The organism is Nostoc sp., from assembly GCF_036917155.1.
Classification (GTDB): Bacteria; Cyanobacteriota; Cyanobacteriia; order Cyanobacteriales; family Nostocaceae; genus Nostoc.
Genome location: NZ_JBALDZ010000002.1, coordinates 1 through 7,325 on the forward strand (window position 1 = coordinate 1; position 7,325 = coordinate 7,325).

Annotated in this window: 1 protein-coding gene and 1 pseudogene; both read right to left on the reverse strand. The window is 41.2% G+C overall.

Going from position 1 to position 7,325, the window contains the following annotated elements:
• Positions 1 to 75: 75 nt before the first annotated feature.
• Positions 76 to 521, reverse strand: a pseudogene (locus tag V7K67_RS00045) (glutathione S-transferase N-terminal domain-containing protein); the annotation flags it as partial.
• 508 nt (positions 522 to 1,029) lie between these two features.
• Positions 1,030 to 6,879 carry an AAA family ATPase gene (locus V7K67_RS00050; RefSeq protein ID WP_335164718.1) on the reverse strand — a complete coding sequence of 1,950 codons (5,850 nt, stop codon included), beginning with the start codon at positions 6,877 to 6,879 and terminating at the stop codon, positions 1,030 to 1,032.
• Positions 6,880 to 7,325: the final 446 nt, after the last annotated feature.

Below are 7,325 nucleotides of genomic sequence, written 5' to 3' on the forward strand. Positions count from 1 at the left end.
CTTTTTTTCTGCTGATAACTATAAACAAAATTAATTATTCGTTTGTTCGCGTAAGATAAACGCGAACAATTTATTTTTGTCCAAAGTCCAAAAAATGTCATCGCTTTCTTTAATAATCCGTCCATCAAGCTCGATCGCAGGGAGCATTCCTGATGATACCTTACGTTTGTACCAACTTTCTTTCTCCCCATAGCAGAACATTGTCACTTTTTCGACGCGGTAGGGGATCTGTTTTTCCTCTAGCCATAACCAAACTTTTTGACAGTAAGGACACCAGGCGTGGTTATCACGGTACAGCGTTACCCGCACATCAGATTCTGGCTGACCAAACAACCGCAACCTGGCTCTAGCGTTGGTAAGCTGCCACGCATCTAGTTTTTTAGCTGACTCTAGGCTATGGAAGGGTTTTAGACCCAAAATTATACAATTTAAATGCACGACAGCTTAAGACCATTAACGGTATCTATTTGATAGTCCGTGAGGGTTTCTAGTTCTTGCCAGCTTAAGGGTGCGGTAGTCATAGGGCGAGTTGCGTCGGGCAATACTTAGGGCAATTCCATACTCTACAATATTTTCAATTATACCAAGGCTTAATTTAATACTTTTTACATAGCTGCCTTCTCCCAAGGGGAGACGCTAACTAAAAGCGATCTGCCCAGGGCGTAGGTGCAGCCCGCACTTCTTTTCTTAAGCTGCGCGGCAACGTCCCATAGGGAAGGAGTACGACAAAGCTTGTGACTGTCGTAGACATTGCAGGCAAGTTTTACTCTAAGAATGGGGGCGACTCCCTCCCGTTCCTGTTTCTTAGAGGAAACAGGCTACCGTCTAGCTGATGTGCTTGCCAAAGCTGTTCAGTAAGAGATAAAAAATATACGACCTCTTTTGTTCTCCACTTACATGATGTGGGTGTTTTTTGATTTTACTAGAGCGATCGCTTATACAATTATCTATATCAATTGTGAAACCTTCCTTAGTTTTTATTAGTAGATAAGATGCGTTTGCCCTGGTCCGAAATCAAAATTCGCAAAATCAAGGTTTAGAAGTTTTCGGTGTACTATCAATGGGTAAACTAATGCAGAACTCAGTCCCTTGACCAGGCTCAGACCATACATTTAAGCTACCACCATGTTTTTCTACTACAATTTGGCGGGCGATCGCCAATCCCAATCCCGTACCCTTACCTACTTCTTTGGTGGTAAACAAATGGTCAAATATTTTGGCTTGCACATCAGAGTTCATACCCTTGCCATTATCACGAATGCGGATATATACCTGATCTGATTCAATTTGGATGCGGATGTTAATTTGTTGAGGATTGGCTTCTAGTTCTTTGTACGATTGGTTTTGCGCCATTTCATCAAACATATCAATTGCATTCGCCAGGATATTCATAAATACCTGGTTTAATTGTCCGGGGAAACATTCAATTGTAGGTAAATCCCCGTAGTCTTTAGTAACTTGAATTTCTGGACGATGCTCGTTAGCTTTGAGGCGATATTTCAAAATCAACAGTGTACTATCGAGTCCTTCATGGAGATTGGCGCTGATTTTGTGGTCAGTATCGGCACGGGAAAAAGTACGCAGACTAGTACTGATAGACTTGATGCGATTAGTAGCTCCTTTCATGGCATCCAGCAACTTGGGCAAGTCTTGTGATAAAAATTCCAAGTCAATTTCTTCAGCACTTTCTTGTACCACATCATTGGGGGGCTGCTGTTGTTGGTACGTTTCCAAATGCTCAAACAAATCTTGCACATAGTCTTTGGCGTTGTTAATGCTGCCGTTGAGAAAGCCGATAGGGTTATTGATTTCGTGGGCAACTCCAGCAACGAGATTTCCCAGGGAAGCCATTTTTTCGCTTTGTACTACTTGTAATTGCGTATTTTGTAATTGGATTAATGCTTGTTCCAATTCTTGAGATTTTTGCCGCAAAGCATTTTCAGCTTGTTTGCGATCGCTAATGTCCCGTACAATCGACAATGCGTGGATTTTCCCTTTATACATAAAAGGTATGGCTTTGACTTCCACATCAAAAATACGACCATCTTTGCTAATATCTACTGCGTGGGTATAAAATTCCTCACCGCGATTGAGAACTTCCATGAAATTTGCGAACTTATGCACACAACTTGCATGAATAAAATCGCTAGGCTGGAGTGTTGACCATTCTTCCAAATTGTAACTATGCATCCGACACATAGTCGGATTCACAGCAACAACCTTTCCCGTCGTCAAATCGACTACATTCAGCCCATCATTAACATTTTCAAAAATACTGCGATATTCTGCTTCTTTTTGGGCAATTTCGTGGGATTTTCTCTGTTCTTGTTGATACAGTTGAGCATTTTTCAGAGAAATTGCTGCTTGAGTGCAGAGGAAGTTTAATACTTCCACGCGATCGCGAGTAAATGCACCAATAGTAAAATGATTTTTGAGATATAAAATACCAATCAGCTGACCTTGATTGAGTAGTGGTAAACACAGTAAACTCTTGGGTTGGCGTTCGATAAGGTAGTCATCAATCACGGGTAAATCAGTTTTCAGTTCGTTGATAACTACAATTTCTTGGGTGTTTTTGACATACTTAATCAATTTCACTGGCAGATTAGGATTATTGGCGAGGGGTTCAGTATAAAGTTGTGTATTATTTGGTGTGGCAATAGCTCGCACTTGCCACTCGACCGTTTCATCCGGGAGTATTAAAGCACAGCGATCGCCCCCGGAATTTTGCAGAATAATTTGAGTAAGTTGATGCAACAGTTGATCGAGTTCAATGGTACTGGATAGGGCTTGAGAAGCTTTGAGAATCGCTACAAAATCGAGGGCTTGATTGATGGTGGTATTATTGGAACTTTTGTGACTATTAAAACTAACAGGTGCAGTTAATGGGGAAATTGTCATTAGGGTATTCCAAGCACCAACTGATACCTCTGCTGATTGTAAAATGGGACGCAGCAAATTGGGATAGCGCTGTTCTAAATCATCGACTTTGGCTTTGGCTCCCCAGCGACTATAACAGTAATAAGCTTCCTGCATGTAACCTGCGGCGACTTTTTCTTTGCCCCAGTCGAGATAGAATTTGGCAGCGAGTTCGTTAGCTAGCGCTTGTTCTTGGATGTAGCCATTTTCTTTTGCTCCAGCAATGGCGCGATCGTAAGCGTCCAATGCTTCCAGTTTTAAGCCTAATACCCGATACCGTTCTGCTTCAACTAAATGCCATTTATGCAGATGATTCATCGGTGCATGATTTGCCCATTTCTGTATATTGTTTTGACTGGCAGCGACTTGTTGCAGGAGATTTTCTTGCTTGGATTGCGGAGCGTTAGAGCAGACAGCCAATCGAGTTAGAGAAGCATAAAAATGGAATGCAGGAATATTACACATTCCTTTTCCCCCAGATGAGTAGTGTTCTGCCTGTTCAATATACTCAAGTGCTTGCTCAAATTCTTGAAACAAATAACACAGCATTAATTTGAGAAGAAAGAAATGCCATAATCCTGTGTAGTCATTTTTTTGCTGATATATTACTAACAATTCCTGTTCTTTATCTACATCACCCAGAAATAGAGATGGATTTATCGCTTGACCAAGCAAGTTTAGCACTGCCTGTCGATAAAGTTCATTGTAGTTGAGCTGCGCTTGCTGATTGATTTGTACCAATACCTTGCTATAGTCTGCCATTTCTTGTTCTAGCTTGGATAACTCATAACCCATGAAATAGGCGTGAAAGCCATAACCATAAGCTGCGTATCCCAAATCCATTAAACTTCCAGTTTCCCAACCAATAGAGTAAGCATTTTGCAGCAGCTTTAAGGTTTCTTGGAGATGAACTTTCCAATGAACGATAAAAATAGTAGTGACAAATAATACTCTAGCTTCAATTTGTTTTTCGTGAAATTTAGACAGTAAATTCAACGCTAATTGACCAAATTCATAGCCCTGCTCGACATCGCCAGCAATAGCGCAAAGAAATAATCCATAGCTAGAGTAGCCTAATGCAGAAATAGGTGCATTTCCATAAGTCATTGACAAATTCATCTGGGTCATGATAATCAATGAATTGAGATTAGGGTTTGCCATATAAGCAGAGACAGATATTCCGTTGAGAATTTGCATCACGGCCAACATTTGAGAGTTGGTCATCTCTGGCAGATTTAGCAAATCCCCAGGTTTCTTGTTACCTAAAAGCACCTGTGTTTCTTGACCTACTCGTGCAATATCTTCTAAATCAGGTGATTCAGGAAGATGGATCTCAAATTTCTTTAATATCTTTAGTCCGGTTTTAATGGCTTCGATCCATTGACCCTGTGATGTGTACGCATTAATTTTTACGCCATACACTTTGACTGTATCGAATACTGTTTTTGCCTGTTCCAGTACCACTTGTGCAAGGGATATCATCTCATCTATATCAGTATTAAGATAAGCTGCTTCTGTTGCTTCCACATACAAGGGTAGTGTCAGTTCATACTGACTGTGCCAGCGATCGCTTGCTAAGAGATTGCGTCCAACGGCAAAGTATTTAACAGCAGCACTATAAGCTGTAGAACTCTTAGCTTTGCGCCCAGCTATCAGATTCAATTTTGCTGTTTCTTCCCGCTCAGTTGGCGATTCAATTAATTCGACTGCAATATCGATTTGATTAACAATCTCAAAAATTCGTTCTTCGCGATCGCTATCAGATATGTTTTTCAGTAAGCGTTGACCAATCCGATGATGCGTTGCTTTCTTTAGATGATCTGAAATCAGAGAATAAGCAGCTTGTTGAACCCGGTCATGTAAAAACTTGTAAGGAACATTAATCACTTGTGTTGATGTTTCTGTATCAGCACTTTGGAAAAATTTGTAAGTTTTTGTAATTGGCAGAATCAAACCTTCCTGCAAGCCTTTCCACAGTGTTGTTGCTACCTCAGTTTGAGATTGCTGGGAAACAATCGCCAATGTCTCTAAATCAAACTGCGCTCCAATACAAGCCGCAAGTTTCAAAATCTCTTGGGTCGATTCCGGTAGCTTTTGCAACTGCAATGCCATAAATTCAACTACATCATCGGTCAATGCCGCATCCCGCACTTGGACAATATCACATTTCCAATATCCGGCATTGCGGTCAAAAGTAATTAACTGGTCTTGATATAATGCCTTGAGAAACTGGGTAGCAAAGAAAGGATTACCCTGAGTTTTCTGTATGACTAGCTCTGTCAGTGGTTTAACTACTCCTGACCCAGCATGAAGGGTATCTGCAATCAGATGATTGAGACTGGTAAAACTCAGAGGTTTGAGAGTAATAGTGTGAATTATTGCCCCGGCTTTCTCCATGCCATTGAGAGTCAACATTAAAGGGTGAGCAGCAAAGACTTCATTATCCCGATATGCTCCCAACAGCAATAAACAGCCGATTTTCACCTCAGACATTAACACCTGAATCAAATTCAGCGAAGCCGAATCTGCCCATTGTAAATCGTCGAGGAATATCACCAACGGGTGTTCGCTGGTGGTAAACACCTGAATAAACCTTTGGAACAACAAATTAAACCGATTTTGGGCAGCAGTTCCCGATAATTCTGGTGCTGGAGGTTGTACTCTAATAATGCGCTCCAGTTCGGGAATCAGTTCAATAATGACTTGGGCATTCTCTCCTAGTGCTTCTAGAATCCGGGCTTTCCAGGTTTGCAACTGGACATCACTTTCACTCAGCAATTGCCCCATCAAATCCCGAAAAGCTTGCACAAAGGCAGAAAAGGGAATGTTACGATTAAACTGGTCAAATTTACCTTTAATAAAGTAACCCCGTTGCTTGACAATTGGCTTATGCACTTCATTGACAACAGCTGTTTTCCCTATGCCAGAGAATCCAGCCACTAACATTAATTCTGATGCTCCTTGAGCAACTCGGTCAAAGGCTTCTAGCAGGGTTTGGACTTCCTCCTCCCGTCCGTAGAGTTTTTCAGGGATGAGAAAGCGATCGCACAAATCCCTCTGTCCCAAATTAAACTCTGCAATTGACCCTGTTTCCTTCCATTGGTTTAAAGACTCTTGCAAATCATGCTTAATTCCCAAAGCACTTTGATAACGGTCTTCGGCATTTTTCGCCATCAGTTTAGCGACTATTGCCCCCAGCATTTTGGGCATAGCGGTATTTACTTGATGGACTGGTGTGGCAATCTTAGCAATATGGCAATGCACTAATTCCAAGGGGTCGTCGGCAACGAAGGGTAAGCAACTTGTGAATAATTGATACAGGGTGACACCTATTGCATAAAAATCACTGCGATAATCAATCCCCCGATTCATTCGTCCGGTTTGTTCCGGTGCTAAATAAGCCAGGGTTCCCTCCAACACATTGGGATTTTGGATTTCCTCGGTTTCTTTGGGCAACAGCGAAGCGATGCTAAAGTCAATCAGCTTCACTTGCTTGGAATCTGGATGAATGAGGATGTTGGCGGGTTTTATGTCCTTGTGGATGACGCGAGAAGAATGCAAATTGTGGAGGATGTCAGCTAATTGAACGGCGATCACTAACTTCTGTGTTAAGTCTAATTGCTGCTGCTGGATATATTTGTCCAAAGATATCCCACCCCAATCTGTCATCACCAGGGCATAGCCATTGCCGAATATCTCCAGGCTCAGGGGTTGGATAATGCCATCAATAGGTAGGTTTTTGGCAATGGTATACTGATTGCGAAACTGTACTAATTCCCCAAATGTGGGATACTCTCGTTGCAACACCTTAATTACTACAGGAAATTGCTGATTATTATGTATTGCTCGATACAGTGTTGTTCGAGAACCTAAGTATAGTTGCTCAGTAATGGTATAACCAGAAATTTCCGGGAATTGAGGTGCTGTGGATGTCATAGCCTTGAGGACTGATAATGGCATTTGAAATTTATTACTGTGATTAAGATGCCCATAAATCTCAGCAATCTAACTAATCCACATTCCACACTTCAAGTTGAAGTACAAATAGATTACATCAAGAAAAAAGCAACAAAATCAGGATGATAAATTTATCTTCTACATCATTTTGATTAAGGGACTTCCAGAGAATAAAATATACAGTCAATAAAAATGATAATCATTTTAAGGAAGGAGAAAGGGGTTGCCAACGGCAACCCCTTTCTCCCTCAATAAATAGGCAAGATAAATGTCTGCACAAAGAGAGTTCTTAAATGCAGTGAGATGAATGGCACTAAGAAAAGCTCTAAGCTATGGAGAATAAGGGTTATAGCTGAATGGCACTAAGAAAACCGGAAAGGCTTATCAATTAAGCGCTTTGCAATTGCTTACGTAATTCATGCCGTGGTTTCGTCATTAAGGGGTAAGCT